Source organism: Gemmatimonadota bacterium (assembly GCA_016704275.1).
Lineage (GTDB): Bacteria > Gemmatimonadota > Gemmatimonadetes > Gemmatimonadales > GWC2-71-9 > Palsa-1233.
In genome coordinates this window covers 1-24,090 of the sequence record JADJAK010000008.1, presented here as the reverse complement: position 1 = coordinate 24,090, position 24,090 = coordinate 1, and the positions used below count along the sequence as shown (strand labels likewise).

Below are 24,090 nucleotides of genomic sequence, written 5' to 3'. Positions count from 1 at the left end.
ATTCGCCCCGTACAGGGAGGGCTGTGTGGCCGTCGGGTGGTCCCGTTGGGCCGCCCGATCGCCCCCCGGGCGCGGCGGCCGGGTGTTAGCTTATCCGACTCAATTCCCACCCCCTCATGAGGTCGTCCCCGATGAAGCGAGTCTGTTCGGCACTGCTGCTGCTCCCGCTGGCCGTGAGCGCGGTTTCCGCGTCTGGCGGGCGCGACGAGCGCGCGTCGTCTCTCCCATCCTTTGGCGCCACCGTGGCGATCGTCGGCGACCAGGCCTTCGTCGGCGAACCCCGCGGCGCCAAGGGCGGGACGGTCCACATCTACCGCCGCGGGCCGGCGGGCTGGAAGGAGACCGGGACCTTGACCGCTCCGGCCGGCGCCCCCAACGACGGCTTCGGCACGACCCTCGTGAGCGACGGGACCACCCTGCTGGTCTCGCGGATCGATGGCCCCACCGCGACCGATAGCGCCAAGGGCGCGGTGCACGTCTTCCGGAAGAACGCCGCCGGCGTCTGGACTGCCGCCGGCGTGTTGCAGGCCGGGACCCGCGTTGCCCGCGGCGACTTCGGCCGCTCGATGACCATCCTCGGCGACGTGGTCGCCATCGGCTCGCCGCGCGACGGCGCCGGCGCGGTCTACCTCTACCGCCGTGGGACCGACGGGAGCTACACCGCCGCCGGCACGCTGGCCGGTGCCGAGCTCGGCGATGCCTTCGGGTCCTCGCTGGCGTCGGATGGCCAGCGGATCGCCGTCGGTGCGCCGAGCCGGTCGATGCGGAAGGGCGCCGTGCTGGTCTTTGGCCGGCAGACTGATGGCAGCTTCAAGTCGGAGGGGGTGCTGCTCGCCTCCCGCGGCGCCGACAACGCGCAGTTCGGCGTGTCGATCGCCATCAAGGGCGACATGATCGCCGTCGGCTCGCCGGGGGCGCTGCCGATCACCGGCCAGGGCAACGGCACGGTCGGGATGGTGGTCGCCTATCAGTGGAATCCGAAGACGTCCGCCTGGCGTGAGACCGATGCCGCGGTGCCGTTCTCCTATGCCGGTGCCGGTTTCGGCACCTCGGTGGCGTTCGCCGGCAACGAGTTGCTGATCGGTGCGCCGGCGGCGGTGCGCAACACCGGCCACCTCTATCGCGCCGCGCTCGGCAAGGATGGCAAGTTCACGTCGGTCGCTCGCGTCGACGTGGCGGGGATCGACCCGGGTGCCCGGTTGGCCGATGTGGTGGCCGTCTCGGGTGACGGCGCCGCGATCGGCATGCCGCGCGATGGTGGTGGCGAAGGGACCGTGCTCTTCCTCGGCCGCTCGGTTGCCGGCACCTGGAGCGTCAAGAACACCATCATCCCGGCACCCGCCGAGACGTGGACGGCGATGACAGGTGCCGAAGTCGTCTGCAAGGACGGCAAGGTGAAGGATTGGGAGTGCGGCAACACCGGGCTGATGTCGTACCTGCCGATCTCGGCGATCGGCGGCAAGCGCGGCGTCGGGCTCAGCGGCAACTGGGGCTGGACCGACCCCGAGACGGGCAAGGACTACGCGCTCGTCGGCCGCACCGATGGCACCTCGTTCGTCGATGTGACGGATCCGGCGCGCCCGCGCTACCTCGGCAACCTGCCGAAGACCGCCGAGGCGCAGGCCACCTCGTGGCGCGAGATCAAGACGCTCAAGCACTACGCCCTGATCGTTTCCGACGCGTCGGGCCCGCACGGTGTGCAGATCTTCGACATGCACCGGCTGCGTGGCGTGAAGACGCCGCAGGAATTCACCCCCGACGTCACCTACGACAAGGTCGCCTCCGTGCACGACATCCTCACCAACGAGGAGTCGATGTTCGCCTACGCGGTCGGCAGCAACGGCCCGGGTGAGAATTGCGGTGGCGGCTACCACATGATCGACATGCGCGATCCGCTCAAGCCGACCTTCGCCGGCTGCCACGCCGACAAGCGCACCGGCCGCAGCGGCACCGGCTATTCGCACGACGCGCTCTGCCAGGTCTACCGCGGGCCGGACACGCGTTATCAGGGGAAGGAGATCTGCCTCGGCTCGAACGAGACGGCCATCTCCATCGCCGACTTCAGCGACAAGAAGAATCCGACGGTCCTCGGTCTGGCGACCTATCCGGATGTCGGCTACACGCACCAGGGGTGGTGGAGCGAGGACATGCGCTACTTTTACCTCAACGACGAACTCGACGAGACCGGTGGCAAGGGCGACGCCGCCAAGGCGACCCGCACCCTGATCTTCGACTTCGCCAAGCTCGATGACCCCGTCTTCGTCGGGCCGTTCCTCGGCACCAGCAAGGCGTCGGACCACAACCTGTACGTGAAGGGCAACCGGATGTACCAGTCGAACTACAAGGCTGGCCTCCGCATCATCGACATCACCAACCCGACGCAACCCCGCGAAGTCGGCTTCTTCGACGTCGAGCCGGGCGAGAACTCGCCGGGCTTCTCGGGGACGTGGAACAGCTACCCGTACTTCAAGAACGGCTCGATCCTCGTGAACAACATGGGGAAGGGGATCTTCCTGGTGCGTGACCGCACCTCGACGGTGCCATGATCCGCAGGTTCCTGACGGCCGGGGCGGCATTCGCCGCCCTGGCCTGCAGCGGCGGGGGTGCTGCCCCCGCCACGGCCCCGAGCCCGTCCGGCGGGGCCAAGTTGTATGTGGTGAATCAGTCCGGGGCGAGCATCTCGGTGATCGACCAGCAGCGGCTCGCGGTCGACACCGTGATCGACCTCCGCGGCCTCGGCTTCACCGCCAACGCCAAGCCGCACCATATCGCCGTCGAAGCCGACGGCGCGTTCTGGTATGTCTCGCTGATCGGTGACGGTCGCGTGCTGAAGTTCGACCGCGCCAATCGTCTGCTCGGTCAAGTGAAGATGGAGACGCCGGGATTGCTGACGCTCGACCCGGTGCACGACTCGCTCTATGTCGGCCGCTCGATGACGGCGGTGAATCCGCCGAAGGCACTCGGCGTGATTGCGCGGAAGGCGTTCGTGATGGTCGAGGAGCAGGAGATCCTGATTCCGCGGCCGCATGCACTCGCCGTCACGCTCGACGGGAAGTGGGTCCACACCGCGTCGCTCGCCGAGAACCGGATCGCGTCGGTCGAGACGGCGACGGGTCGGGTGACGATCACCACGATCCCCGGTGCGCCACGCTCGCTGGTGCAGTTCGCGCTCTCGCCCGATGGCAAGACGATGGTGGCCGGCGGTGAATTGTCGAACACGCTGTTGCTGTTCGACCTCACCAAGCCGCCGCCGTTTGTGCCGGTGAAGGAGATTCCGCTGGCGGGGAAGCCGTGGGATCCACGCTTCTCGCGTGATGGCAAGCAGGTCTACATCACGCTGCTGGTGAAGAACGCGCTGGCCGAGGTGGACGTCGCGACTGGCACGGTGCGGCGCATCATCGAGGGGCGGATGGCGCAGCCCTACGGCCTGCTCCTCCGTGCCGACAACAAGTACGCCTTCATCGTGAACCAGAACACCGGGGCGATCACGCCGGGGCAGAGCGGGCACGAGATGCACGGCATGGAGGGCCACGCCGCCACCGATGGCTGGCTGACGATCCTCGACCTTGCCGCCGGTACCGTCCACTCGACGCTGATGCTGGGCAACGGCCCGACCGGGATCGGCGCGGCGCGCGCCCGGTGAGCCGCCGTCACACTCTCGCGGTGTGTGCCGCCCTGCTCCCCGCTATGCTCGGGGCGCAGGGCGGTGCCGCGTTCGCTCGGAAGATCGCGCCGTTCCCCGTCGCCGACCGCGCCGGCACGCCGATCGCCGAACCGTTTCTTGGCGGGCTCGACGTGCCGCGGCCGCAGCTGGTCGACATCGACGGTGACGGCGACCTCGATCTCTTCCTGCAGGAACGCGCCGACGCGCTGATGTTCTTCGAGAACGTCAAGGGCAAGCTGCAGTGGCGCACCGATCAATACGGCGGGATGGCAGTGGGGGAGTGGGCCCGCTTCGTCGACCTCGATCAGGACGGCGTGATCGACCTCCTCACCGAGATGCCGAACAGCTACATCCGCCTCTGGCGCAACGTCGGGACCAAGACCGCCGCACAGTTCGAGGCGGCCGCCGACTCGCTGCGCGACAGCGAGGGACAGCCGATCTTCGCCGATCGGCAGAACATCCTGAATCTCGTCGACCTCAACTGCAACGGCCGGCTCGACCTCTTCATCGGGCGGGTCAGCGGGACGATCGTGCATTACGAGGCCGAGGTGGCGACGAAGGGGAGCATCCCGCGATTCCGGATGCTCACCGAGCGCTTCGAGGAGATCGAGATCGTCGGGACTGGCAGTGACGGCACCCGTCCCTCGCTGCATGGCGCCAACACCATGGCCTTCGGTGATGTCGACGGCGATGGCGACCCGGACCTGCTCTGGGGCGACTTCTTCGAACCGGGGCTGTTGTTGATCGCCAATCAGGGGAGCTGTGCGCAGCCCGACCTGCGTCACCCGCCGGCGCAGTTCCCGGTGACGCCGCCGCTGCTCACCAGCGGCTACAACGCCCCCTCGCTCGGCGACTTCGACGGCGACGGCGACCTCGACCTGGTGATGGGCGTGATTGGCGGCGCCTTCGGCCCGAACCGGACCTCGATCGACAATCTCTACCTGGTGGAGCAGGTGAAGCGCGGCGAGTGGAGCACGCGCACCTCGCGCTTGTTGCCGATGCTCGATGTCGGCAGCGAGAGCGTGCCGACGCTGGCCGACCTCGATGGCGACGGCGACCTCGACCTGCTGGTGGGCAATAGAATCGTGCAGGGGGAGGGCGAACGCGGCACGCTGACGTGGCTCGAGAATGTCGGCAGCCGCACGGCGCCGTCATTCCGCGACCGCGGGCCGCTCGGGTTGCCGACCGAGTTCAATCCCACCGCCGCCGTGGCCGACCTCGATGGCGACGGCCTGCCGGACCTGGTGGTGGGCACCTGGCGCGACCGCGTCCAGTGGTTCCGGAACAGCGGCACCAAGTCCGCCCCGACGTGGACGCTGGCCGACAGCGCCCTGATCGTGCTGACGCGCGGCAGCAACTCGGTGCCGGCGCTCGCCGACCTCGATGGCGACGGCGATCTCGACATGATGGTCGGTGAGGCGAGCGGGCAGCTCAATCTCTATCGCAATGTCGGCAGCCGCACCGCGCCGAAGTTCGAGCTGGTCAGCGACAACTTCCAGGGAATCGACGTCGGCCGCCGTGCCTCACCGACCTTTGCCGACCCCGAGCGCACCGGCCGCCCCGACCTCTTCCTCGGCAGCGATGACGGCGGCCTTCAGCGCTGGCGCAACGTCAGCGCCGGCAACGAGATCCGCTTCGTCCTCGACTCGAACTACACCGTCGCGACGCACCGCGGGTCGGCGGCGACCTTCGGAGACTTGTATGGGAGCGGGGTGCTGGCGTTGCTGGTGGGTGATGTGAGTGGGGGATTGCTGTACTTCGAGCGGCCGAGATAGTCGATGATCGATGATCGATGATCGATCATCGAGTGTCATCCTGAGCGGAGCAGCCCGAAGGGCTGCGCAGTCGAAGGACCTCTCTCCGCGAATGCGGAAGAGGTCCTTCGACTGCGCCCGCTTCGCGGGCTGCGCTCAGGATGACAATCTCAATCCATCATCGATCATCGATCATCGACCATCGATCATCCCACAAATTCCACTTCCACCTTCCCCGGAATGATCCCCGCCTCCGCCGCCTCATCGAGCAGCAGCTGCACCGCTTCGCGGCCGCGATCGCCGTAATCGACGGTCCACTCGTTGACGTACATCCCGACAAATTCATCGGTGCGCTCATCGGAGATGCCGCGGTTGTACTGCTTGGCGTGGGCCAGGGCGTCGGCGCGGTGGACGAGGCCGTAGACGATCGACGCCTTGAGGTCCTTGGCGACCTGCTCGATCACCTCGCGGCCGAGGTCGCGGCGGACGACGTTGCCGCCGAGCGGGAGCGGGAGGCCGGTCTCGTCGAGCCACCACTCGCCGGTGTCGGCCCAGAGGTGGAGGCCGTCGTCGACGTAGGTGAGCTGCCCCTCGTGGATGATCAACCCGAGGTCCACCTCGCCCTTGTGGACGGCCTCTTCGATGGCGTCGAACGCCATCACCACCGGGACGAAGTCGGGCTGCCAGAGCTTGAGCGCCAGGTAGGCGGTGGTCAGCAGCCCCGGGACGGCGATCCGCTTCCCCTTGGCGGCTTCGCGGATGATCGCAGAGTCAGCGCGGCGGTCGCCCGGGGGCGGCGTCAGCGAGACGAGCCGCGGGCCGTAGCCGTCGCCCATCGACGAGCCGCTGTTGAGCAGCGCGTAGTCGTGGGCGATATAGGCGTAGGCGTGGATCGAGACCGCCGAGACGTCGAGTTCCTTGTGACGCGCGCGCTGGTTGAGCGACTCGATGTCCGAGAGCTCATGCACGTACGTGATGTCGGTGTCGATCTTCCCTTCGGCCAGCGCATAGAACATGAACGCGTCGTCGGAGTCCGGCGAATGGGCGACGCGAATGGTCGTGGTCATTTACTTGGGTCCCGGGGTGGTCTTGAAGTTCTCGAGCAGGGGACGATGTGCCTCGTACTCGTCGCGCTTCTTGGCGATCTCGGCGTCGTAGTGCTTCCGGAAGGCGGCCCGCGCGGCCTCAGCCTCGGCCTTCTTCCCCTGATAGTCGCCCACGATGGCCTGGACGAAGAAGCCCATCAGGTTGTTCGGGGCTTCCTTCAGCATCGTGTCGGCCAGGGCCAGCGCCTCGGGGAACATCCCGACCTGGGCCTGGATCATCGCCGTGTGGTAGCGGGCGTCGATGTCGCGGTCACCCGGGGGGAGATTGGTGTAGGCGCCGAGGGCCATCGGGGTGAAGCGGAAGACGGTGGCGGTGTCGCCCTTTTCGGCCGCGGCGGTGACCCGGTCCGTGAGCCGGGTGAACTGCTCGCGCGGCGTCATGTTGGAGATGTCCGGGGCGGCGGTGGCTCCCAGCGCGCCTCCGGCCGGGGCCGCGCTGCCCATCGCCGGCGGCTCGGCGGAGGTCCGGTCGGTCGCGGCATAGATCACGGCCACCACCGCGACCACCGTCAGCAGCCCGGCCACGATCCAGGGAGCCGCCTGCGTCGGGGCCGTCGGGGCCGCCGAGCCGCCCGCCGCAGCGTGGACGTGCTGGGCGGCGTGACCCGCCGGCGCGCCACCGGCCGGGGTTCCACAGGCCGAGCAGAAGCGGACACCGTTCGGCAGGGCCACGCCGCAGCCGGTGCAGAAGCGCTTGGTCGAGGAGGAAGCAGGGGTATCGGACACGGAGTCTCCAGGGAATTGCCGGGGGATCGCCACCATCGGCGGCGCCGCAATATAGTGTCCCCTGCTGGCGCAGGCCGTGGCCCCTCGCTACCCTTGAAACGTCTTTCGCCCCGGTGACCATGACCACACCTCCTTCCGATACGATCGACCTCTCCAATGCCGACCACATGGGCGACCTCGCCCGGGGCGGCACCAATTGGTCGGTCCACCTCGAGACGCGCCAGGACGGCCCCCTCGCCGTCGGCCGGGTCCACTTCGTCGCTGGCGACGTCCGCCGCTCCTCCGCGTGGATCTTTCGCGAATGGAGCGTCCCCGACGTGAAGGCCCGATTCGCGGAGTTTTCGCCGCTGGAGTTGTGGCGGCTGTTGGAGTCGTTGAGCTGAAGAAAAACAGGATGATCGATGATCGATGATCGATGGTCGATGGGGCTCCGTGCGTTCACGGGGGCTGTCGCTCGGCGTGCGCTATCGATCATCGATCATCGATCATCGATCATCGTGGCGTTGATCCTCGCCCCGGCACCGCTGCTCGCCCAGGCCACCGTCGCCGCCGTCGTCCTCGAACGCCGCTCCATCTTCGACCCCGACGAGTCCCGCTTCTGGTTGCTCAACCTCGTCAATCGGCTCCACATCACCACGCTGCCGTATGTGGTCCGGCGCGAGGTGCTGCTCCATCCGGGCGAGCCGTATGACTCGGCGAAGATCGCCGAGAGTGAGCGCAACCTCCGCCGGCTCGGGGTGTTCCGCAGCGTGAAGATCGACACCAGCTCGGTCGATTCCGGGCTGGTGGTGACGGTCACCACGCGCGACGGCTGGAGTACGCGGCCCGACTTCCGCTTCGGCTCCACCGGCGGCCAGGTCGTCTATACCCTGGCGCTGATCGAGGACAACCTCCTCGGCACCGCGACGCAGACGTCGTTGCTGTACCGGAAGAACCCCGATCGGAGCACCACCACGCTGGCGTTCCGGCAGCCGCGGCTGATCGGCGGCACCATCGGCATGGTGGCCGCGCTGGAGGACCGCAGCGACGGCCAGTTGGCGGCGGGTACCATCGGGAAGTCGTTCTTCAACCTCGGCGCCAAGTCGGCGTGGAGCATCACCGGCGACACTCGCCGCGAACGGATCCTCCGCTTCCGCGACGGGATCGAGCAGGCGACCGACACGCTGCAGCGGCGCTACGTCCTCGGCCGCGCCGAAGTGGCGCGCGCGCTGCGGACACCGAGCCTCGGCTATGTGCGGGCCGGAGTGGTGGCGCAGCTCCGGCGCGACGACTTCACCACGCAGGCCACGTATGACAACATCGGGATCACCGAGCGATCGGTGACCGGTGCGGTCGGCGGCTGGATCGAGGCGCGGAAAGGACGCTACGTGAAGCTGCAGGGCTACAACTCGCTCTCGCGCGACGAGGACGTCGATCTCAGTACCGTGGTGCGCGCCTCGCTGCTGCTGGCACCGTCGGTGTTCGGTTACGAGAAGAGCGGCATCGCCCCGGCGATCGCGGGCCGCACCGGACACGGCTCGGCGCGCGGCTTCTCGCTGCTCGAGTGGAATGTCGGCGGGATGATCACCAGCAGCGGCCTCGACTCGGCCACCGCGCAGGTCGCGGCCACGGCGGCGTGGATCCCTTCGCCGAAGCATCTCGCGCTCGTGCATGCCTCGGGGGGCGTCCTCCGCGGACTCCTCCCTGGCAGCGAGTTCGACCTCGGGCTGGGCGCCGGGCCGCGCGCCTTCCGGTCGCACGCGTTCACTGGAGACCGCGCCTTCTTCGTGACGGCCGAGTATCGCTACGGCGCGGCGGTCGACTTCCTGAAGGTGATGGACGTGGGGATCGCGACGTTCGTGGACCATGGTGGCGCCTGGTATCGTGGTTCGACGATGCGCACCGGGTGGGACATGGGGGTCGGGCTGCGGCTCGGCGCCTCGCGCGCGCCGGACCTCGAGGCCAACCGGATGGATCTGGTCTATCGGGTGGGGAATGACCGCGAAGCGTCGGGCTGGGTCTTCGTGGTGGGGAAGGGCTTTACCTTTTCGACTGGGCTGCGCGGCGGACGCTGAGCGGCGGCGGGTCGATACCGAGGGAGGAGCACGTCATGTCCGAATCCGATGCACCGAAGAAGAAGCGCCGTTGGGGACTGATCGCCGTGGCGGTCGTGGCGACCCCCGTCCTCCTCTTCTCGATCTACGCGGGCGCCGCGCTCAACTGGGCCTACTCCGAAGGGGAGCGCGCCGGCGTGCTGCAGAAGTTTTCGAACAAGGGATGGCTCTGCAAGACGTGGGAAGGGGAGATCGCGATGACCACCGTGCCGGGCGTCGCCCCGGTCATGTGGACCTTCACGGTGCGGGACGACCTCGTCGCCAAGTCGATGAGCGAGGCGGTCGGGAAGCGTGTCGTGCTCCACTACGCCGAGCATCGCGGGGTGCCGACGACCTGCTTCGGCGACACGCCGTACTTCGTCGACAAGGTCACCATCGCGCCCTGACGGCCCACTATATTGTGGGGTCTGCCAACGTGGAGCGCACGTGATGTTGTCCAAGGTTGTCGCGGTGGTGATCGGTGCGGTGGTCGCGCCGGCAGCGCTGCTGTTTCACACTGAACTGAAGAGCTCCATCCCCGAGCGCGATTCCACCGTGAAGGGGCCGCCGCGTGAGGTCGTCCTGACCTTCACCGGCAAGGTGAATCCGAAGCTGTCGTCGATCACCATCCTGCGTCCCGATTCCAGCAACGTGATGTCGCTGGTGATCGACACCAAGGCGGCCGGCAAGGAGCTCCACGCACCGGTGACCCGGCCGATCCCGCCGGGGCGGTACGTCGTGCGCTGGAAGACCGCCGCGGCCGACGGCCACGTGGTCCGCGGCGCCTACAGCTTCTCGGTCGACTTCGTCGAGTGAGGCGGGCGTGGTCGGTGCTGCTCGCCGTGGGCGTGCTGGCTTGCGGCGAGAAGATCGATCGTGAGCTCTCCCCCGGCGGCTTCATCGGCGCCGAGGTGGTCACGCCGCGCCCGATGCCGAACGTGGTCCTCACCGACGCCAAGGGCGCGCCGTACAACCTGGCCGAGCAGACGCGCGGCACGGTGACGCTGCTCTTCTTCGGCTACATGCATTGCCCCGATGTCTGTCCGGTGCACCTCGCCAACATCGCGGCGGTGCTCGACAAGCTGCCCGAAGAGGTCTCGCGCCAGATCAAGGTCGTCTTCGTGACGGTCGATCCGGCGCGCGACTCGATGGCGGTGCTGGCGCCGTGGGTGGCGGGCTTCGACCCGCGCTTCACTGCGCTCACCGGCAGCGACTCCACCATCAAGGCGGCGCAACTCGCCGCCGGATTGCTGACGGCCGAGCAGGACACGGTGACGGCGAGTGCCGCGGGGACGTACCTGGTGGGGCACGCCTCGCAGGTGATCGCGCACACGCGCGACGGCCTCGGCCGGGTGCAGTATCCGTTCGGGACCAGGCAGCGGGATTGGGCGCATGACTTGCCGAGGCTGGTGGAGTATGGCCGATGATCGATGATGGATGATGGATGATGGATGGTGAGGGGTGAGGGGTGCTCACCGCGTTGTCATCCTGAGCGGAGCCCGCGCAGCGGGCGAAGTCGAAGGACCTTGTTGCCTCGGCGAGAGGTCCTTCGACTGCGCAGCCCTTCGGGCTGCTCCGCTCAGGATGACAACTTTGCGAGACCTACGACCTACGACCTACGACTTACGACTTATGACCTCCGCGCGCCTGCTCCTGCTGCTCATCTGCACCACCGCCTGCGGCGCGGCGGAGGGTCCGCTCAGGGTGTCGCGGCTCGAGGTGAGTGTGGCGCCGGTCGGTGCGGTGGCCGCGTCGGGGTATCTGGTGTTGCGGAATGCTGGCGAGTCGGCCGACACGCTCGATCGGGTGACGACGCCCGCTGCCGATTCGGTGACGCTGCACGAATCGATGGATCATGGCGACGGCCAGGTGATGATGATGCCGCTGACGTGGATCGCGGTGCCGGCGGGTGACTCGGTGGTCTTCGCCATGGGCGGGCATCATCTGATGCTGGAGCATTTCCCGACGCCCCTCGCGGTAGGTGCCGACGTGGTGCTGACGTTCCACTTCCGCAGTGGGCTGACGATTGAGCAGTCGACCACCGTGCGCGCAGTGGGCGGAAAGGAGTAGCTGATGCAGTGGTGGTGTGCGGCGACCGGGTTGCCGTGGAGCTGGCAGTGGCAATGGTATCCAGGGGTGAACCTCGCGCTGCTGCTGCTCGCGTACGCGTGGTGGCAGCTCGGCGTGCGGCAGCAGTGGACGCGCCGTCCGTGGGGGTGGTTCTGCACGGCGTGGATCGCGCTGCTCGTCACGCTCGACTGGCCGGTCGGCAAACTCGGCGCGGGGTATCTCGCCTCGGTGCACACCTTCCAGTTCCTGATGCTCACCCTGCTGGTGGGGCCGGCGCTGCTGCGCTCGATCCCCGAGGAAGGGTGGCTCGCGTTTGCGCCGGTGGGCTCGAGTCGTCACCGGCTGCTGAGCACGATGGCGAAGGCGATTCCCGGGCTGGCCTGCTACAACCTGATCGTGGTGACGAGCCACCTCCCCGCCGTCGTCGACCCGGCGATGCAGTCGCAGCTCGGCTCGTTCCTGATCGATTGCAGCTGGCTGGCGGCGGGGCTCTTCCTCTGGTGGCCGCTGGTGGCGCCGAAGGCGTTCAAGCAGCTCGGCACCTTCGGCAAGATGGGCTACCTCTTCGGCGCGACGATCATCCCGACGATTCCGGCGATGATGATGGTCTTCTCCGACTGGCCGATGTACGCGCTGTATGAGCTGGCGCCGCGCGTCGACGTCCGCTTCTCCGCCAACGACGACATCATGCTCGCCGGCCTCACGATGAAGCTGCTCGGCGACATTCCGCTCTGGATCGCGCTGGCCGTGGTCTTTTTCCGGGGCACGGCAGAGCGGGATACCGTCGATGCATAAACGAGCGGTGATGGTCGCCTTGGCAAGCGCTGACGGCGGCGAGGTGAGGGGTGAGGGGGAACTGATCGAGATTCCCTTTGGCACGCGCGTGGTGCGCGCGGTCGGGATCTTCGTGGTGGCAATACTGGCGTCGGTGGCGCTGATCCCGATTCCGATCATCCATCTGATGGGACCGCCGCTGCTGCTGATTGGTGGCGGCATCGCGGCGGGGCGGCAGCTGCGGGCGGTGGCGCGGCTCACCCCGATCCGGCTCGCCTGCCCGAAGTGTCAGGCGGTGAACCGGATCGGCGGCGGCTTCGGCATGATCCACCCCGACCAGCCGCTCGCGATCAGCTGCGACTCGTGCCGGCGGGGGCTGACGGTGACGCTGGAGCGGGATGGGTAGAGTCCAGCCCTGGCCGAGGTCACAGCGTGGCGAAATAGGTGCGAGTACGCCACGAGCTTCGTCGGTGCACCACGCCTGAGCTACCGACTCGGACGGTGCAGCACCTTGGTGAGTGTGCTGTCCGCAAGCAATCCGATAGTCCACTCCCCTCCCTTGCTCCCGTCTTCGGCCCAGTAGACCGAGCCGAGGCGTGCCAGACGAATGCGCTGCACTGACGCATGCTTGGATGGGAAGAGTAAGCCTGCGCGAGCACAGAGCGCGTCATCACGAATGATGATCACGCTATCGGCTGGCATGGTTTTCAGCCCGAGTCGATTTCGAAGGTCCTGCAAGATCGGATGCGCAACGACGCCGCGCACGTAGATCTCAAAGTCTGAAAGTTCCTTCTCCGCTGGCCAGCAGTTGGTGCTGGTGTTGCCCCCTGGCACCGCGTGCCCAGGAAAAACACCAAGGGTGATTGCGGCTAGTACGCCGAGCATGCTTCGCACGGTGATCATTGGCTGGCTCCTAGTACGTGAAGCGGACCGGACACCCGGTCGCGAAGTAGGCCCACCGATTGCGGTTCCCCAGCCGATTCTGTGTTAGTACGCCGGGATCGAGTCGCCATATATCGGTCGCGTCGACAGTGTAGGTGCTGATCTTGGTCGTCGTTGCCCCGTCCCAATCTTCAGGGGAGCCACCACCACCCGCGATATTGTCTGGGCTGACTGACCCGCCGCCTTTAATGCACGGCGTGTTCACTCCGACGACCGCTTGATGCGTGTGAACGTATCCAACAATCGCACCGGGCGCTTGTCCCGTCGCGAGCGGATAGAACTTGCACGCATCGGTGAGCGTCAAGTCGGGTGCAAGCCGGATGAACTGAATTGGAGAGTTGTAGTACTCCTGATAGAAGTACCCTCCCATTTCTGTGTTGGCGGCCCTTGCGTCAGCAAACAGCGCGCGTAGTGAATCCATCATCGCTTGGCTGTTCATTGGGCCGCTTCGGCCTGCCAATTTGCCGGGTTCAACCGTCTCGTTGTTCCAAGCCCTGCACAAGGTATCTGACGCCGCGAGCGGGTCCCAAGGGGCAAGATCACCTGGGGGCGTTCCGCCCACACCGGATCCTCGGTCGACCCCAAATTTCTGGCGGTGTCCACGGCATAGGATACGGCAGGCCACCGTCGTGCCACCAGCGGTCAGCGTGCCAGAACGGGCCGGTTGCCATCGCCTGAATGACGGTCGTCGTGATGTCACCCAGGTACTGGATCGAGTCACCGTTGCTTTCCTGCGAGGCCATGCGGTCAGCCGGAAGCGTAACCGTCGCTTCGTCGGCGCCTGTCGGAAGTTGAGCGCAACCGAGGACGAACAGGATCATCATGGGTAGCACACTTCGTTTCATCCACGCCAATCTCATGGAGCCCTCAGGGGAAGTGATGGGGAGCCGGGGCGGAAGGTCAGAGCTTTCTAGGCCCTGGCGGTCCAGGCTTTCCGAGTATTCGATGAGGAGGGCGCGTGGTGGATCACCGGCAGCCAACCCCACCACCACAGGGTAAGCTGCCACTATCAACGGATCATCAAATCGAGAAACACCAAGGCGTGTCGCGGCCGTGGTCTTTCAGTACGTTACGGGGTGGGTGTGGGCAGTTGCTGCCCCGGGAGGTTCGGGCAGGGGAAACTTCTTGCGGCGCTAGGCTGCGCGGGCTGCGGCCCTACCGCCCCAGCACCACGTCGACTTCCTGAAGAATCTGCTCCACCTGCTTCGCCGTGAGCTTCCCGGCCCTCTCCGTCAGCACGGCACGATCCAGTGCCAAGATCAGGGTGGCGTTGGCGACCGAGGCCTTGGGCAGGCCGGTCGACTTGGCGGACAACGGCGTGTTCCCCGGCGCCTCTGCCCAGGTCAGGTTGCTCGTCAGTGGGATGCAGACCACCGTCGGGAGCTTGCTTCGGTTGAGCGAGTTGCCCTGCACGACGACGACTGGTCGACGAAAGCCCGGTCCCGAACCGACCGGGTCAGGCAGTTCCGCCCACCAGACATCGCCCTGCGCGACGGCTACCACTCGCTCTGCTCGAGCGTGCGTCGGCTCGCGGCCTCGATGAACGGGTCGATGGCGCCCGCGCCGAGCTGGTCGACCACGCGGTTCATCGCCTCGGTCACCTCATCCGGGGCGTGCCGGGTCAGATATTCCGTCAACGCGTCAGCGTACAGCTGGCTGCGGGATTTGCGCGCGCGCTTTGCCAGCTGGTCGGCCGCGCGGAACAGTGCGTCCGGAAGGGAGATCGCCGTTTTCATACCCATAGTATAACCGCCGGCCGGAACGGGGCGCCACCACCTTCCCCGGGGTCCGACGCCGCGACGGGCACCGCACCCCGTGATGCAGGGTACGCTGCCCGTCTCAAGGCATCGTCAACGCGGGCGGGGTTCGCCCGAGTGCGCGCCTACGCCACCTTCGGCCCGCAGCGGTTGATGCCCAGGGCGGTGTAGAGGGGGCAGAAGCCGGTCAGCCCGGTCAGCAGGGGGACGAAGCCGAGCCACTGCAGCACGGTCCCGGCGGTCCCGGTGACAGTGTGGGTCCAGCCGAGGTAGAGCATGGCGAGGCCGGCGACGACACGGATCCCGCGGAACAGGGGGGATTCATTGCAGGGCATGGGGTACTCCGGATTGGGCAGGGAGGGGGGACACCCTGCCCAAGAGGATAACGCCGGGTACCGGCCCCCGGTTCCCGATTCGGTGGACACTGGCCAGAGGGGCGACTAGAATCCCCCGGCATTCGGCGCCGTAGCCAAGTGGTAAGGCAGAGGTCTGCAAAACCTCCATCACCGGTTCGACTCCGGTCGGCGCCTTGAGAAGCAGCGAACAGCGAACGGCGAACAGCGGACAATTCGCCGTTCGCCGTTCGCCGTTCGCCAATCCGGACTCCCCCTATGGTGAATCTTTCCCCAGTTCCGGGGTATGATGAGACTCACTTCTACTGTTGAGCCCATAATGATCTCGGATCTGCTGGCTTTTGGTGGCGTTGGGGCACATCCCGTTCAACCGAAGGAACTCGCGGCCGCTCGGCCGCTGTACGAATGCCGCGCGGCGCTGCTCGCGGCGCACCTGGCGCATGTCGAGGCGACCTCGCCGGCCGACGCCGGTCCGCACCGGATCGCCGCGGCGCGTGCGCAGGGCGAGCTCGCGTGGCTGGCCGTCCGTGAGGCCGAGGAGCGGACGTACGCCGAGTACACGCGGGCGAACCCGGCGGGGCTGGGAAGGGATTTGAAGGAGATGGTGGCGAGTTTCTTCGGACGGTGAAGGGGGCTCAAGGCTTGTCATCCTGAGCGGAGCCCGCGAAGCGGGCGCAGTCGAAGGACCTCTCCCGGCGCACGGCAAGAGGTCCTTCGACTACGCAACCGTTCCGGTTGCTCCACTCAGGATGACACACGCCTAGGGAACCACCCTTCTCGCTATCTTGCCGCATGCCCCCGCTTTCCCCCCGTTTCGTCGGTCGCCGCTGGACCCTCGTCGGCCTCGTGCTGGCGATGTTCCTCTCGGCGATCGAGGCCACCGTCGTGGCCACCGCCCTCCCGACCATCGTGCACGACCTGGGCGGTGACGCCCGCTACGGTTGGGTCAACATCGCCTATCTGCTGGCCAGCACGGTCGCGATTCCGCTCTACGGCAAGCTCGCCGATCGGCATGGTCGCGCGCCGCTGCTCTATGTCGGCCTCCTCCTCTTTGCGCTCGGCTCGCTCGTCTCCGGCTTTGCGCCGACCTTCGACCTGCTGGTCCTCGGCCGAGTGATCCAGGGTGCCGGGGCCGGCGCGATCCAGCCGGTCACGATGACGATCGTCGGCGATCTCTGGGAAGTGCACGAGCGCGGCAAGGTGCAGGGGATCATCGGCGCGGTCTGGGGCACGTCCGGCGCGATCGGTCCGCTGCTCGGGTCGCTGCTCGCGACCACCATCGGCTGGCGCTGGATCTTCTGGATCAACATTCCGTTTGCACTCGCGGCGATCGGCATCGTGGCGCTCGCCTATCGCGAGCCCGCACGCGTGCGCAGCACTGTCCCGCTCGACCGACTCGGCGTGCTCTGCACCGCGGTCGGTGCGTTTGCGTTGCTGCTCGCGATCGAGCAGGTCGCGACGCTCCCGATGGCGATCCTCTCTGCGGCAGCGTTCGGTGCGCTGATCTTTGTCGAGGGACGCGCCGCCGATCCGGTCATCCCGGTGCAGATCCTCCGCTCACCGCGCCTCGGCACCGGCATCGCGCTGCTCGGTTTAGTCGGGGCGATGATGATGGTGGTGCTCACTTGGCTGCCGCTGCGGCTGATTGCAGGTGGTGGCTCGATCGCCGCGTCGGCCGCGCTCTCGCCGCTGCTGCTGGGCTGGCCGATCGCGGCGAGCCGGTCGCCGGCGTTGATGATCAAGAACGGCCGGCAAGCGACCATCCGGCTGGGCGCGCTGCTGCTCGCGATCGGGGCGATCGCACTCGCGGGCTTCGTCTCGAGCAGCGCACCGATCTGGGTGCTCGCAGTGATCATGTTCGTGATGGGCCTGGGCTTCGGCCTCCTCTCGACGACGACGGTGGTCGATGCGCAATCGACCGTCGCGCACGGCCAGCGCGGCGTCGTCACCGCACTCGGCGCCTTCTCACGCTTCCTGGGCGGTGCGATCGGTGTCGCCGCCCTCGGCGCGCTGCGCGGACTCCCTGGCCCGGTGGCCGGGCACGGGATGACGTGGGTGTTTGTCGGGCTGGCGGGGGTCGGGCTGGTGACGATGGTGGTGGCGATGGGTTATGCGCATGACATGCATGTCGAGGTTTCAGCCGCGCATGCTTGACCTGAGCGTAGCGAAGGGTCAATGCGCGGTGATCGATGATCGATGATGGATGATGGATGATGGATCACGGCGTTGTCATCCTGAGCGGAGCAGCCCGAAGGGCTGCGCAGTCGAAGGACCTTACCCGGATGGCTCTTCAAACAGGGGCGGATTGGAGTGGCGCCTCGCCCGGCTCGGTATGCTGATAGCTTCATCAAGACTCTCAGGAGGCCACCGATGGCAGGTTCCGAAAAGGTCCAGGGCCCAGCGTCCTACTTCCCGTCCATTGAGAAGAAGTACGGCCATCCAGTGGCCCACTGGTTCGGCGTGCTGAAGCGCGCCGGCGATCTCAAGCACATGGAGCTGGTCGCGCTGCTCAAATCGGAGCACGGCCTCGGGCACGGCCACGCGAATGCGCTGGTCGCGTATCATCTGGCGAAGCGGTAGGGCTCGGCCGAGCTTCCGCGCCACTGGCGGCCGCGCCGGTGACGGGGTCGTGGTAGCTGGAATGAGTGAGCGTCCGGGCCCCTTTCGCCCGGCGCAACGTCCACCCCGCAGCACCACGCACGATGGCACTTCCCCATCCCCCTGATGAGGCGCCACCATGTTCGGGAACATCGGCCCCCTCGAGTACTTGATCGTCCTCAACATCATCGCTGTCCCGGTGGCTGCGGGCTGGCTCCTGATCCGGGCCTGGGACCGGCGGGACAGTGCGGCGCGCGACCTGCACCGGCTCAGCGCGGAGGTCGCGGCGCTGGCCGAGCAGAATTTCCTGCTGGCCGACGAACTGGCCGAGCTCGCCGCCGAGGCGAAGGGGTCGACACGCCTCGCGGCAACCGAGCGGCAGCCGCGCGCGACGAGCAGCCTGACCCATCCACCGACGGCGTAGGAGACTGACTGATGGGCGGACTCCTGCTGTTCATGGTCCTGGGTGGTGCCGCGTACTATGCCGTGCGGATGCGCCGGAACAACGAGATCCACGGTTCCCTCGCGGTGCGCGTGAGTGAGCTCACCAGTCAGGTCGGTCAGCTTCGCGAGGCACAATGGAAGATGCGGGCGGCGATTGACAGCTTGCGCGAAGAGCAGGATTTCAGGGATCAACTCACCACGCCGAGCGACAAGGGAACAGTGGGCGCCACGAGCCACGATCCCGGACATCGAGGGATCGTGATCACCCCGGAGGTTGTATCCTGCTGAGACAGATCGCGCTCGCCGGCGCACTCACCCTGCTCACCTCTTGCCGCGAGGCCGACCCTGCGTCGACGTCCGCCGCGGTCATCGACCTCGGCCCGGTCCTCGACAGCGTCGTCGGCGTCGATCAGCCCGAGGTGGCCTACGAGACGGCACCTGGTGTGTTGCTGCTCCCGACCCACGCCTGCCCGGATTGATCCGACTCGATTTTCGCGACCGGACGCCGCGACACGATCGGTCGCGCCGGGGACGGCCCCGGGGAGTATCGGGGACCAGGCTTCGTCTTCGCGTTGCCGGCAGGCCGCATTGGCGTCGTCGACGGAGTCGCCAGGCGCGTCACTGTCTTGGCCCCGGCGCTGACCTTCGAGGAGCACCGTGCCATTCCCGCGGGGCTCTCGCCGTTCCTGCTGCGTGCCGACACGCTGGGCAATCAGCTCGGTGTCGGCCCAGGCGCCCCGCAAGCGGCGCCCGGTGATTCCGCGCCCGTCGTGCGCCTTCGTGCGGCGGCCACGACCGTCGACACCGTCGGCTTTGTGGAGCGGTTGCAGACGGCCCCGATCCAGATCGGTCAGATGGGGATGATGGCGCCGGCGGAGTACGCGCCGCGCGACCTCTGGGGCGTCGATCACGACGGCACGGTGTGGATCGCGCGGGGATCGCGCCGAGTGTTGGAGTTCATCAGTCGCGAGGGCACGCTGACGACCTTCCCGCTCCCGTTCGCGCCGATCCCGACCGTCGACGCCGATCGCGCGCTCTTCCGCGGCCTGCCCGCGCCCGAGGGGCTCGACCGCGCCGCGCGGGAGCTGGCACCGATCAAGGGTCCGTTCCAGGAAGTCCGCGCCGACCTGTCGGGGCGCTACTTCCCTCTGGCTGAATCAGCCGGCGGGCTACACCACGGAGCAGTATGCAGAGTTCGATCGCACCGGCGTCCACCTCCGCACCCTCGTGCTGCCACAGTCGTGGAAGATCATCGCCGTGAGTGCCACCGCGATCTATGCCGCGCGGGAGTCGGAGAGCGGGGAGTGGGTGGTCCGGCGCTACGAGCGGCCGCGGTGAGGGCCGCGCTCTCTGGAACCGCCTCGATGAGAGGACCTCGATGATTCGCACGCTCTGCATGACGCTGATCCTCGCCCTCCCCTCCGTGGTCGCGGCGCAAGGGAAGCCGGCGCCGCCCACCTTGGTGCGCACCGAGCCCGGCAGCTGTGCGCGCTGCACGATGACGCTCAGTTACGTCGCGACCGTCGGCTCCATGAACGACAAGGAGTTGATCAACGACGAGGGCGCGCTGCTGGCGCTCCCGAGCGGTGAGTTTCTCGTCTGGGGCGAAGGGCCGATCCTCCGCTACGCTGCCGATGGACGCTTCCTCGGTACCCTCGGCCGGATTGGTGATGGACCGGGGGAATACCGCGGGCAGAAGTCGGTCGTTGCAGCGCGCGGCGATTCCGTCTCGATCTTCTCCTACGGCAGGGTGACGACGATCGCCGTCTCGACCGGGCGCGGGCGCAGTGCCCAGGCCGCAAAACCGCTGAGCGCGTTTCGTCATCTCGCACTTGCGAACGGCGACGTGCTCGTCCAGAACTACGCCGCCCCGACGCTGCCATTCGTCGTGCTCGCGCCGAATGCCGCCCTGAAACTGACATTCGGTCCTCCGGCAACGGTCGTGGACTTCGGCAACGGTGGCCAAGGGCCGGATTACGACAGCCAGCAGTACCTGGTTGCTCCGGCAACGGGCGACGGTTTCTGGGCTGCGCCGCAATTCTACCGCTACGGCCTGCAGCGCTGGTCCGCCAGCGGCGAGAAGCTGCAGACCATTGCTCGCACGCCGAGCTGGTTCCCGACGCATGACTACGCCGCGTTAGCCGAGGCGCGTCGTCGCGGGGCAGGGGTCACCCCGCCGCTCCCCTTCGCGCTCGCGCTCTGGTCGGACAGCGGGCGGCTCTTTCTCCTCGCGCGAGCGGCGGATGCCAAGTGGAAGGCCGACCCGAACTCGCCGAAGGTCGCGAAGATCCCTGCGGGAGGAGGCGAACGGCAAGCCGCGCCCTGGGTTCCCACCGGTGGGCTCGGCCGGTACTTCGACGGGGTCATCGATGTGTACGACAGTACCGCCGGGAGCTTCCTGGGGTCGTGGCGCGCCGATGCCTGGATCAGTGCGGCCATCGGGAACGGCATGCTCGCCACGCGCGTGGAGTCGGCGGACGGGGTGGTATCGTTTCATGTGTGGCGCGTCGTCTTCACGGGTACATGATGGCATTCGCCGAGGCTCGAGTCTCTTGATGCATCTGACCCGCTGGTGCACCACCGCTTTCGCGCTCATCGCGACCATGCCTGCGACCCGGTCGATCTCGGGGCCGCTCCCCTGGCACTGGATCAGCGAGCGCGTCATCGCACCACCCGAAGGCTCCAAGGGTGAACTCGGCGAGATCACCTCACTGGCGATCGCCGACGACGGTACCATCTACGCGATGCAGAAGAAGCCGGCGACCGTGCTGGTCTTCGGGCCCGACGGGAAATTCCTCCGCACCATCGGCAGGGAGGGCGACGGCCCCGGCGAACTGCGCAGCGGCGTGATCGGCGTCAGAAGCAACCTCCTGCTGGTGCAGGACTGGAGCGCGCGACGCTTCACGATCTTCCGAACCAACGGCACTCACGTCATCACCGGTGCCGTCGCTCTGCTGCTTCAGCACGGCCTCTCTTCATGTCGATGGGAACGGACGTGCGTGGGTGCAGGGGATACTGCGCGGTGGCGCGCGCGGCTACCTGCGCATCGACGCGACCGGGCGGGTGCTCGATACCCTCACCGTGCCGGAGAACAAACTCAGCAAGACGTGGCGAGCCGAAGCACGGAATGCATCGATACCAACGGAATACACCCTCACGGTCCCTGGTCATCCGTACGAATTTTCGGCCCTGCGCTACGACGGCCTGATGGTGATGGGCCGCAGCGACTCGATGCGATTCGTGGTCTCGCGCACCGGTCGCGACACCGTCAGGGTCTTCGAGGGGCCGACGAAGCGGCTGCCGGTCACGGCCGCCGAAAAGGAAAGGATGATTGAGGGAATCGTCGAAGGGCTCCCGTCGACCGCCCTGCAGGAGGCGCTGCGAAAGGTCGCCAAGCCGAGCGACATCCCTGACCGGAGCAACGCGTGGAACGGGGTGATGATCGACCAGGCGGATCGGACCTGGGTCGGCCTGCCGGCCGCCAAGGGCGGCGCAGCCCACTACGGCGTCTTCGACCCCAGTGGCAAGTACCTCGGCGAGGTGCCCTTCCCGGCGAGTCGACCGGCCCGGCTCTGGGTGATGGGGCGCGATCGCTTGGCCGCTCTCGAAGAGAACGACGACGGCCTCCCGCAGATCCGGATCTACAAATTGATGATTGCCGGCAAGTAATCGGGTCAGTGCGTGTGCTGGCTCATCACGTCCGCTCCCCTGGAACCACCGCGATGACACGACTCCAAACGCTGCAACTGCTGGTCCAGATCGGCATCTCCGTGCTGCTCCTGCTCATGATGCTCTATGCAGGGTGGCGCCGACACGGCTTGCGGCGAACGCTCCCCCCTCTGGGGGGAATGGCCATCTACCTGGCGACGATCATCTTCCTGCACCATCGATACGGATCGCTCCCGCTCTGGATCCTCCTCGCTGCGGCCGTGGTGCTGCTGGCAGGCACCGCCTACTCGTTCTATCCGAATTGGGCGCCGTACTTCGGCTTCACGTCGACTAGGCTACCGAAGGATTTGAGCTTTCACCACAGACCCGAGCCAGCGGCGCCGGAGCAGGAGCAGTGAGTCGCACCTCAACCCACCCCAACGAGGCCGCATTCCCCAAGGGCGTCGGCGGCCCGGTGTTGCGCGCGCTCGCCAACGCGAATATCCGCTCACTCGGGGACCTGGCCAAGTGGTCGGAGGGCGACGTCGCGGCATTGCACGGCGTGGGGCCGAAGGGGCTGCGGCTGTTGAGCGAGGCGTTGGGAGAAGCGGGGAAGCACTGGCACGGGGCGCGGTAGGTGTCGATTGCCGCGCCCCCAGGGCCGTCAACGAAGCCTGTGCGACCATGGAAGGTCATGCCCTTGGTGGTGTTCTGGTTCCTCGGTGTGGCGTACGCGGCGGGCTTCGGCGTGTGGGTATGGACTGACCCAGGCGTGCTGCTCTACGCTGGGCACGCAATCTCGCTGCTATTCTACGGCGTCCCGCTCCTCCTGTTGGTCTTGGTCTCCTGGCCGTTGTTACGAATCTGGACTAAGCGTCGGCAGCGGATGCCGCTGATCTTTCTTCTGGTGTGGATCGGGATGGTGTTTACTCCCCCGCCACCCCCGCCGATGTCGCACTACACGCAGGGAATGCCGGAGCCGGAAACGGCGATGCCATGGCTCTTTTTGGCATTCGCGGCGGGCCTGAGCGTCGCACCGCTGATCCTCTCCGCGGGCATGCTGCGCGCGACGCTCAGGGCTCGTCGCCAACTCATGGAGATGGCGCGTTCGGCTGGCATTCCCTCGTGGGATCACTCCGATGCACTGCCACAGCTTCCCACCGATCGCGCGCCCTGACGCGCGCCTCCTGATCCTCGGCTCGATGCCGGGGAAGGTCTCGCTGCGCGACCAGCAGTACTACGCCCATCCGCAGAATGCCTTCTGGAAGATCACTGCCGAGATCCTCGGCTTCGATCCGACCACTCCCTACGCCGAGCGCGTGGCGATGCTGCAGAGCAATCGGATCGCCCTCTGGGATGTGCTAAAGTCATGCACGCGCGAGAGCAGCCTCGACGCAGACATCGAGCCGTCGACGATCGTCCCGAACGACTTTGCGCAGTTCTTCGCGAAGCATCCCGAGATCCGCCGCATCTGCTTCAACGGCGCCAAGGCGGCGACGCTCTTCGCCAGGCACGTCGCCCCCGCGCTCCCGGCGATGCTCGATCTTGAACTGCGGCAGCTCCCCTCCACCAGCCCCGCCAACGCCGGCGTGTCGCGCGCGGAGAAGTTGCGGGCGTGGCGGGTGATTGGGCATGTTGACTAGCCCTCCCCCTCGGAGCCCCCATGCCCGGCCGCATTGAAGCCCTCTGGAGCAAGCGCGCCCATCGCGGGCCGATGGACCCGCAGGCCGAAGCCACGCTGGTGCCGAATCAGGGCATGGCCGGGAGCGTGGGGCGCAGCAAACGCCGCCAAATTCACCATCCTCCCGCGAGGCGTGGGATGCCGCGACGAGCGAGCCCGGCTGCCGCCGTCGATCCCGCGGTGCGCCGCGCCAACATCCTCAGTCTCCGGCCTCGACTCCTCTACGACACGCGCGGCAAGGGTCCTGCGCATCGGCAGATGCCGACGGTCATCGGCGGGCGAACCTTCACGCCGTGCGAGCGGATGGACGAGGCGTCGCTGGCCTGCAGGCGGCGCTCACGCCGCGCTGGCGCGGCGGCGTCTTCGCGCCGGTGGAGGAGGGTGGGGTAACCAGGGTGGGTGATGCGGTGGCATGGGAGGATGCGGTAGTTTTCAGCCGCGCATGTCGATGCGCGGCGGTGAACGGTTGACGGCTTCCTCGACCAAGCTCAGCCCCTGAGC

32 protein-coding genes and 1 tRNA gene are annotated in these 24,090 nt (G+C 67.3%); 25 read left to right on the top strand and 8 right to left on the bottom strand.

The annotated features are described in order from the left end of the window. Nucleotides 1-131 precede the first annotated feature (131 nt). Genes IPG05_14590 through IPG05_14580 form a run of 3 tightly spaced genes read left to right on the top strand, consistent with a single transcriptional unit; the run spans nt 132 to nt 5,439 of the window. The gene (locus tag IPG05_14590; protein MBK6496300.1) at nt 132-2,546 is read left to right on the top strand and encodes a choice-of-anchor B family protein; all 2,415 of its coding nucleotides are present in this window, start codon (nt 132-134) and stop codon (nt 2,544-2,546) included. Then, on the top strand, nt 2,543-3,643 hold the full coding sequence (locus IPG05_14585) for a hypothetical protein (GenBank protein MBK6496299.1): 1,101 nt from the start codon (nt 2,543-2,545) through the stop codon (nt 3,641-3,643). Before IPG05_14590 ends, IPG05_14585 begins: the two co-directional genes overlap by 4 nt. Further along, complete coding sequence (locus tag IPG05_14580) at nt 3,640-5,439, top strand: VCBS repeat-containing protein (protein MBK6496298.1); 1,800 nt, start codon at nt 3,640-3,642, stop codon at nt 5,437-5,439. The genes IPG05_14585 and IPG05_14580 overlap by 4 nt, the downstream gene beginning before the upstream one ends. 185 nt (nt 5,440-5,624) lie before the next feature. Here IPG05_14580 and IPG05_14575 read toward each other — a convergent pair whose 3' ends face one another. Together IPG05_14575 and IPG05_14570 are read right to left on the bottom strand one after the other, a co-directional pair. Continuing rightward, on the bottom strand, nt 5,625-6,485 hold the full coding sequence (locus IPG05_14575) for an ABC transporter substrate-binding protein (protein MBK6496297.1): 861 nt from the start codon (nt 6,483-6,485) through the stop codon (nt 5,625-5,627). Next, nucleotides 6,486-7,250 (bottom strand): zinc ribbon domain-containing protein, encoded by a 765-nt coding sequence (locus IPG05_14570; protein MBK6496296.1) that lies wholly within the window; start codon nt 7,248-7,250, stop codon nt 6,486-6,488. 119 nt (nt 7,251-7,369) lie between these two features. Between IPG05_14570 and IPG05_14565 the strand changes: the two genes are divergently transcribed. From IPG05_14565 to IPG05_14530, 8 genes are all read left to right on the top strand, one after another. Beyond that, a complete protein-coding gene (locus tag IPG05_14565) occupies nt 7,370-7,633 on the top strand; it encodes a hypothetical protein (protein ID MBK6496295.1) in 264 nt (87 codons plus the stop codon). Between the two features lie 18 nt (nt 7,634-7,651). Then, complete coding sequence (locus tag IPG05_14560; protein ID MBK6496294.1) at nt 7,652-9,304, top strand: hypothetical protein; 1,653 nt, start codon at nt 7,652-7,654, stop codon at nt 9,302-9,304. Nucleotides 9,305-9,339: 35 nt separating this feature from the next. Continuing rightward, a complete protein-coding gene (locus IPG05_14555; protein MBK6496293.1) occupies nt 9,340-9,729 on the top strand; it encodes a hypothetical protein in 390 nt (129 codons plus the stop codon). A 43-nt stretch (nt 9,730-9,772) separates the two neighbouring features. Then, complete coding sequence (locus IPG05_14550) at nt 9,773-10,138, top strand: copper resistance protein CopC (protein ID MBK6496292.1); 366 nt, start codon at nt 9,773-9,775, stop codon at nt 10,136-10,138. Then, nucleotides 10,135-10,749, top strand: coding sequence for an SCO family protein (locus IPG05_14545; GenBank protein ID MBK6496291.1), 615 nt, complete (start codon nt 10,135-10,137; stop codon nt 10,747-10,749). The genes IPG05_14550 and IPG05_14545 overlap by 4 nt, the downstream gene beginning before the upstream one ends. Nucleotides 10,750-10,954: 205 nt before the next feature. Beyond that, the gene (locus IPG05_14540; protein MBK6496290.1) at nt 10,955-11,392 is read left to right on the top strand and encodes a copper chaperone PCu(A)C; all 438 of its coding nucleotides are present in this window, start codon (nt 10,955-10,957) and stop codon (nt 11,390-11,392) included. A 3-nt stretch (nt 11,393-11,395) separates the two neighbouring features. After that, complete coding sequence (locus IPG05_14535) at nt 11,396-12,187, top strand: cytochrome c oxidase assembly protein (GenBank protein MBK6496289.1); 792 nt, start codon at nt 11,396-11,398, stop codon at nt 12,185-12,187. A 10-nt stretch (nt 12,188-12,197) separates the two neighbouring features. Beyond that, on the top strand, nt 12,198-12,572 hold the full coding sequence (locus IPG05_14530; GenBank protein MBK6496288.1) for a hypothetical protein: 375 nt from the start codon (nt 12,198-12,200) through the stop codon (nt 12,570-12,572). 80 nt (nt 12,573-12,652) lie between these two features. On the opposite strand, the gene IPG05_14525 is transcribed toward IPG05_14530, so the two are convergent. The 5 genes from IPG05_14525 to IPG05_14505 form a co-directional block, all read right to left on the bottom strand. Beyond that, entirely contained in the window at nt 12,653-13,069 is a 417-nt protein-coding gene (locus IPG05_14525) for a hypothetical protein (GenBank protein ID MBK6496287.1), read from the bottom strand. A gap of 10 nt (nt 13,070-13,079) precedes the next feature. Further along, entirely contained in the window at nt 13,080-13,547 is a 468-nt protein-coding gene (locus tag IPG05_14520; GenBank protein MBK6496286.1) for a hypothetical protein, read from the bottom strand. 716 nt (nt 13,548-14,263) lie between these two features. Continuing rightward, entirely contained in the window at nt 14,264-14,611 is a 348-nt protein-coding gene (locus IPG05_14515) for a type II toxin-antitoxin system PemK/MazF family toxin (protein ID MBK6496285.1), read from the bottom strand. Beyond that, the gene (locus tag IPG05_14510) at nt 14,605-14,844 is read right to left on the bottom strand and encodes a ribbon-helix-helix protein, CopG family (protein MBK6496284.1); all 240 of its coding nucleotides are present in this window, start codon (nt 14,842-14,844) and stop codon (nt 14,605-14,607) included. The genes IPG05_14515 and IPG05_14510 overlap by 7 nt, the downstream gene beginning before the upstream one ends. A 146-nt stretch (nt 14,845-14,990) precedes the next feature. Further along, nucleotides 14,991-15,200 (bottom strand): DUF2892 domain-containing protein, encoded by a 210-nt coding sequence (locus tag IPG05_14505; GenBank protein MBK6496283.1) that lies wholly within the window; start codon nt 15,198-15,200, stop codon nt 14,991-14,993. A gap of 124 nt (nt 15,201-15,324) precedes the next feature. Between IPG05_14505 and IPG05_14500 the strand changes: the two genes are divergently transcribed. The 8 genes from IPG05_14500 (at nt 15,325) to IPG05_14465 (ending at nt 20,787) form a co-directional block, all read left to right on the top strand. Further along, nucleotides 15,325-15,395 (top strand) — tRNA-Cys (locus IPG05_14500). Nucleotides 15,396-15,537: 142 nt separating this feature from the next. Further along, nucleotides 15,538-15,846: a hypothetical protein gene (locus IPG05_14495; protein ID MBK6496282.1), complete on the top strand. Its 309-nt coding sequence runs from the start codon at nt 15,538-15,540 to the stop codon at nt 15,844-15,846. A gap of 164 nt (nt 15,847-16,010) precedes the next feature. Then, nucleotides 16,011-17,372, top strand: a complete 1,362-nt coding sequence (locus tag IPG05_14490; protein MBK6496281.1) for an MFS transporter — start codon at nt 16,011-16,013, stop codon at nt 17,370-17,372. A gap of 216 nt (nt 17,373-17,588) precedes the next feature. Beyond that, nucleotides 17,589-17,798 carry a DUF4287 domain-containing protein gene (locus IPG05_14485; protein MBK6496280.1) on the top strand — a complete coding sequence of 70 codons (210 nt, stop codon included), beginning with the start codon at nt 17,589-17,591 and terminating at the stop codon, nt 17,796-17,798. 157 nt (nt 17,799-17,955) lie between these two features. Continuing rightward, complete coding sequence (locus IPG05_14480; GenBank protein ID MBK6496279.1) at nt 17,956-18,240, top strand: hypothetical protein; 285 nt, start codon at nt 17,956-17,958, stop codon at nt 18,238-18,240. A gap of 11 nt (nt 18,241-18,251) precedes the next feature. Then, nucleotides 18,252-18,548: a hypothetical protein gene (locus tag IPG05_14475; GenBank protein MBK6496278.1), complete on the top strand. Its 297-nt coding sequence runs from the start codon at nt 18,252-18,254 to the stop codon at nt 18,546-18,548. Nucleotides 18,549-18,886: 338 nt separating this feature from the next. After that, nucleotides 18,887-19,642, top strand: coding sequence for a hypothetical protein (locus tag IPG05_14470; GenBank protein MBK6496277.1), 756 nt, complete (start codon nt 18,887-18,889; stop codon nt 19,640-19,642). Further along, nucleotides 19,639-20,787 (top strand): hypothetical protein, encoded by a 1,149-nt coding sequence (locus IPG05_14465; protein MBK6496276.1) that lies wholly within the window; start codon nt 19,639-19,641, stop codon nt 20,785-20,787. Before IPG05_14470 ends, IPG05_14465 begins: the two co-directional genes overlap by 4 nt. Nucleotides 20,788-20,968: 181 nt before the next feature. Here the strand turns inward: IPG05_14465 and IPG05_14460 are convergent, their stop codons facing one another. Next, nucleotides 20,969-21,226, bottom strand: coding sequence for a hypothetical protein (locus IPG05_14460; GenBank protein MBK6496275.1), 258 nt, complete (start codon nt 21,224-21,226; stop codon nt 20,969-20,971). Between the two features lie 37 nt (nt 21,227-21,263). On the opposite strand from IPG05_14460, the gene IPG05_14455 reads away from it, so the two are divergent. Genes IPG05_14455 through IPG05_14430 form a run of 6 tightly spaced genes read left to right on the top strand, consistent with a single transcriptional unit; the run spans nt 21,264 to nt 23,979 of the window. Further along, entirely contained in the window at nt 21,264-21,929 is a 666-nt protein-coding gene (locus tag IPG05_14455) for a hypothetical protein (protein MBK6496274.1), read from the top strand. Nucleotides 21,930-21,982: 53 nt separating this feature from the next. Continuing rightward, nucleotides 21,983-22,327 carry a hypothetical protein gene (locus tag IPG05_14450; GenBank protein MBK6496273.1) on the top strand — a complete coding sequence of 115 codons (345 nt, stop codon included), beginning with the start codon at nt 21,983-21,985 and terminating at the stop codon, nt 22,325-22,327. Further along, complete coding sequence (locus tag IPG05_14445) at nt 22,324-22,545, top strand: DNA-binding protein (GenBank protein ID MBK6496272.1); 222 nt, start codon at nt 22,324-22,326, stop codon at nt 22,543-22,545. The genes IPG05_14450 and IPG05_14445 overlap by 4 nt, the downstream gene beginning before the upstream one ends. A 57-nt stretch (nt 22,546-22,602) precedes the next feature. Beyond that, a complete protein-coding gene (locus IPG05_14440; GenBank protein MBK6496271.1) occupies nt 22,603-23,085 on the top strand; it encodes a hypothetical protein in 483 nt (160 codons plus the stop codon). Then, nucleotides 23,048-23,551, top strand: a complete 504-nt coding sequence (locus tag IPG05_14435; protein MBK6496270.1) for a DNA-deoxyinosine glycosylase — start codon at nt 23,048-23,050, stop codon at nt 23,549-23,551. Before IPG05_14440 ends, IPG05_14435 begins: the two co-directional genes overlap by 38 nt. A 20-nt stretch (nt 23,552-23,571) precedes the next feature. After that, nucleotides 23,572-23,979, top strand: a complete 408-nt coding sequence (locus tag IPG05_14430; GenBank protein MBK6496269.1) for a hypothetical protein — start codon at nt 23,572-23,574, stop codon at nt 23,977-23,979. The last annotated feature ends 111 nt before the right edge of the window (nt 23,980-24,090 follow it).

What these genes read in the sequence shown, in the direction of transcription:
- IPG05_14590 (MBK6496300.1), top strand. Translation starts at nt 132, where the DNA reads ATGAAGCGAGTCTGTTCGGCACTGCTGCTGCTCCCGCTGGCCGTGAGC.
- IPG05_14585 (MBK6496299.1), top strand. Translation starts at nt 2,543, where the DNA reads ATGATCCGCAGGTTCCTGACGGCCGGGGCGGCATTCGCCGCCCTGGCC.
- IPG05_14575 (MBK6496297.1), bottom strand. Translation starts at nt 6,485, where the DNA reads ATGACCACGACCATTCGCGTCGCCCATTCGCCGGACTCCGACGACGCG.
- IPG05_14565 (MBK6496295.1), top strand. Translation starts at nt 7,370, where the DNA reads ATGACCACACCTCCTTCCGATACGATCGACCTCTCCAATGCCGACCAC.
- IPG05_14560 (MBK6496294.1), top strand. Translation starts at nt 7,652, where the DNA reads ATGATCGATGATCGATGGTCGATGGGGCTCCGTGCGTTCACGGGGGCT.
- IPG05_14555 (MBK6496293.1), top strand. Translation starts at nt 9,340, where the DNA reads ATGTCCGAATCCGATGCACCGAAGAAGAAGCGCCGTTGGGGACTGATC.
- IPG05_14550 (MBK6496292.1), top strand. Translation starts at nt 9,773, where the DNA reads ATGTTGTCCAAGGTTGTCGCGGTGGTGATCGGTGCGGTGGTCGCGCCG.
- IPG05_14540 (MBK6496290.1), top strand. Translation starts at nt 10,955, where the DNA reads ATGACCTCCGCGCGCCTGCTCCTGCTGCTCATCTGCACCACCGCCTGC.
- IPG05_14535 (MBK6496289.1), top strand. Translation starts at nt 11,396, where the DNA reads ATGCAGTGGTGGTGTGCGGCGACCGGGTTGCCGTGGAGCTGGCAGTGG.
- IPG05_14530 (MBK6496288.1), top strand. Translation starts at nt 12,198, where the DNA reads ATGGTCGCCTTGGCAAGCGCTGACGGCGGCGAGGTGAGGGGTGAGGGG.
- IPG05_14525 (MBK6496287.1), bottom strand. Translation starts at nt 13,069, where the DNA reads ATGATCACCGTGCGAAGCATGCTCGGCGTACTAGCCGCAATCACCCTT.
- IPG05_14520 (MBK6496286.1), bottom strand. Translation starts at nt 13,547, where the DNA reads ATGAACAGCCAAGCGATGATGGATTCACTACGCGCGCTGTTTGCTGAC.
- IPG05_14510 (MBK6496284.1), bottom strand. Translation starts at nt 14,844, where the DNA reads ATGAAAACGGCGATCTCCCTTCCGGACGCACTGTTCCGCGCGGCCGAC.
- IPG05_14505 (MBK6496283.1), bottom strand. Translation starts at nt 15,200, where the DNA reads ATGCCCTGCAATGAATCCCCCCTGTTCCGCGGGATCCGTGTCGTCGCC.
- IPG05_14495 (MBK6496282.1), top strand. Translation starts at nt 15,538, where the DNA reads ATGATCTCGGATCTGCTGGCTTTTGGTGGCGTTGGGGCACATCCCGTT.
- IPG05_14490 (MBK6496281.1), top strand. Translation starts at nt 16,011, where the DNA reads ATGCCCCCGCTTTCCCCCCGTTTCGTCGGTCGCCGCTGGACCCTCGTC.
- IPG05_14485 (MBK6496280.1), top strand. Translation starts at nt 17,589, where the DNA reads ATGGCAGGTTCCGAAAAGGTCCAGGGCCCAGCGTCCTACTTCCCGTCC.
- IPG05_14480 (MBK6496279.1), top strand. Translation starts at nt 17,956, where the DNA reads ATGTTCGGGAACATCGGCCCCCTCGAGTACTTGATCGTCCTCAACATC.
- IPG05_14475 (MBK6496278.1), top strand. Translation starts at nt 18,252, where the DNA reads ATGGGCGGACTCCTGCTGTTCATGGTCCTGGGTGGTGCCGCGTACTAT.
- IPG05_14465 (MBK6496276.1), top strand. Translation starts at nt 19,639, where the DNA reads ATGATTCGCACGCTCTGCATGACGCTGATCCTCGCCCTCCCCTCCGTG.
- IPG05_14450 (MBK6496273.1), top strand. Translation starts at nt 21,983, where the DNA reads ATGACACGACTCCAAACGCTGCAACTGCTGGTCCAGATCGGCATCTCC.
- IPG05_14440 (MBK6496271.1), top strand. Translation starts at nt 22,603, where the DNA reads ATGCCCTTGGTGGTGTTCTGGTTCCTCGGTGTGGCGTACGCGGCGGGC.
- IPG05_14435 (MBK6496270.1), top strand. Translation starts at nt 23,048, where the DNA reads ATGCACTGCCACAGCTTCCCACCGATCGCGCGCCCTGACGCGCGCCTC.
- IPG05_14430 (MBK6496269.1), top strand. Translation starts at nt 23,572, where the DNA reads ATGCCCGGCCGCATTGAAGCCCTCTGGAGCAAGCGCGCCCATCGCGGG.